General features: G+C 52.5%; 2 rRNA genes (1 of these 2 cut by a window edge). Both read right to left on the reverse strand.

From position 1 onward, the window contains the following. Positions 1–364: 364 nt before the first annotated feature. Positions 365–480, reverse strand: a 5S ribosomal RNA gene (gene rrf, locus A3709_RS19600). A gap of 170 nt (positions 481–650) precedes the next feature. Further along, positions 651–2,500, reverse strand: a 23S ribosomal RNA gene (locus A3709_RS19605); it runs 1,052 nt beyond the window's last position.

A 2,500-nucleotide genomic window follows, 5' to 3' on the forward strand; every position in this document is an offset into this window, starting at 1 on the left:
TTTAGGGATTAATCGTGGTCTGTCACCTTTTCCGGGCTAACTCATCCCTAACCTAACCCGTGAGAACAGGTTATCGCCTGGGTAATCTATTCTTCTATTCTCTGCGCGCATAAAAAAATCCCGCTAACGGGATTTTGGGTTAGAACGAGGGNCGCCTCCGCCACTGGCGATGACCTACATTGGGTTGCGAACGGTGCTCGCAATCGCTTCGCGATGCCTGCGGCAGCCCTTCACCGTTCACAGCTGGTGAACAGGCTGCGTCACATGGCAACCCTGCGGGTTGCTTAACGGGGCAGAGAATCAACCCATCCTAAAAAACAAAACCCCAGTAGCACAAGCGCTACTGGGGTTTTCTTTTTTAGAAGCCTGGCGATGACCTACTCTCACATGGGGAAGCCCCACACTACCATCGGCGATGCAACGTTTCACTTCTGAGTTCGGGATGGGGTCAGGTGGTTCCATTGCTCTATTGTCGCCAGGCAAACTGGCTTGCTGTCGTTGGCCTCACGCGCACTTTGCACTGCCTCGTCTCAACAAATAGGGTGGTAAATCAAACTGTCTGTTCTTCGTGTTTCTCAACACCGGACTTGTCACAACATCCAACTGTCTTCTTTTGTCTCACCTGGCGGTGAGCAAATAACTTGGATTATATGGTCAAGCCTCACGGGCAATTAGTACTGGTTAGCTCAACGCCTCACAACGCTTCCACACCCAGCCTATCAACCTTGTAGTCTTCAAGGGCCCTTCAGGGGAATTAAATTCCCAGGGAGAACTTATCTTGGGAGGGGCTTCCCGCTTAGATGCTTTCAGCGGTTATCCTGTCCGAACATAGCTACCGGGCAATGCGTCTGGCGACACAACCCGAACACCAGAGGTTCGTCCACTCCGGTCCTCTCGTACTAGGAGCAGCTTCCCTCAATTCTCCAACGCCCACGGCAGATAGGGACCGAACTGTCTCACGACGTTCTAAACCCAGCTCGCGTACCACTTTAAATGGCGAACAGCCATACCCTTGGGACCGGCTTCAGCCCCAGGATGTGATGAGCCGACATCGAGGTGCCAAACACCGCCGTCGATGTGAACTCTTGGGCGGTATCAGCCTGTTATCCCCGGAGTACCTTTTATCCGTTGAGCGACGGCCCTTCCATACAGAACCGCCGGATCACTAAGACCTACTTTCGTACCTGTTCGTCTTGTCAGACTCACAGTCAAGCGCGCTTGTGCCTTTACACTAACCTCATGATTTCCGACCATGATTAGCGCACCTTCGTGCTCCTCCGTTACACTTTGGGAGGAGACCGCCCCAGTCAAACTACCCACCACACACTGTCCTCGATCCGGATTACGGACCTAAGTTAGAACCTCAACATTACCAGGCTGGTATTTCAAGGTTGGCTCCACGATGGCTGGCGCCACCGCTTCAAAGCCTCCCAGCTATCCTACACAAGTAAGGTCAAAGTCCAGTGTGAAGCTGTAGTAAAGGTTCACGGGGTCTTTCCGTCTAGCCGCGGGTACACTGCATCTTAACAGCGATTTCAATTTCACTGAGTCTCGGGTGGAGACAGTGTGGCCATCGTTACGCCATTCGTGCAGGTCGGAACTTACCCGACAAGGAATTTCGCTACCTTAGGACCGTTATAGTTACGGCCGCCGTTTACCGGGGCTTCGATCAAGAGCTTCTCCGAAGATAACCCCATCAATTAACCTTCCGGCACCGGGCAGGCGTCACACCCTATACGTCCACTTACGTGTTTGCAGAGTGCTATGTTTTTAATAAACAGTCGCAGCCACCTGGTCACTTCGACCAGCCTCAGCTTAGGGAGCAAGTCCCATCACCAAAGCCGGCGTACCTTCTCCCGAAGTTACGGTACCATTTTGCCTAGTTCCTTCACCCGAGTTCTCTCAAGCGCCTTGGTATTCTCTACCTGATCACCTGTGTCGGTTTACAGTACGGTTCCTCATTATCTGAAGCTTAGAAGCTTTTCTTGGAAGCATGGCATCAACCACTTCACTCGCGGATTTCTCCTTGAGCTCGTCATCAGCTCTCGGCCTTAGCAACCCGGATTTACCTAAGTCACCAGCCTACAACCTTAAACAGGGACAACCAACGCCCTGATGGCCTAGCCTTCTCCGTCCCTCCATCGCAATAATAAGAAGTGCAGGAATATTAACCTGCTTCCCATCGACTACGCATTTCTGCCTCGCCTTAGGGGCCGACTCACCCTGCGCCGATTAGCGTTGCGCAGGAAACCTTGATCTTCCGGCGGGGAGGTTTTTCACCCCCCTTATCGTTACTCATGTCAGCATTCGCACTTCTGATACCTCCAGCAAACCTCCCGGTTCACCTTCAACGGCTTACAGAACGCTCCTCTACCATGCATGCAAGCATGCATCCGCAGCTTCGGTTACCAATTTAGCCCCGTTACATCTTCCGCGCAGGCCGACTCGACTAGTGAGCTATTACGCTTTCTTTAAAGGATGGCTGCTTCTAAGCCAACCT

The organism is Halioglobus sp. HI00S01 (assembly GCF_001635445.1).
In the GTDB taxonomy this organism is placed as follows: Bacteria; Pseudomonadota; Gammaproteobacteria; order Pseudomonadales; family Halieaceae; genus Halioglobus; species Halioglobus japonicus.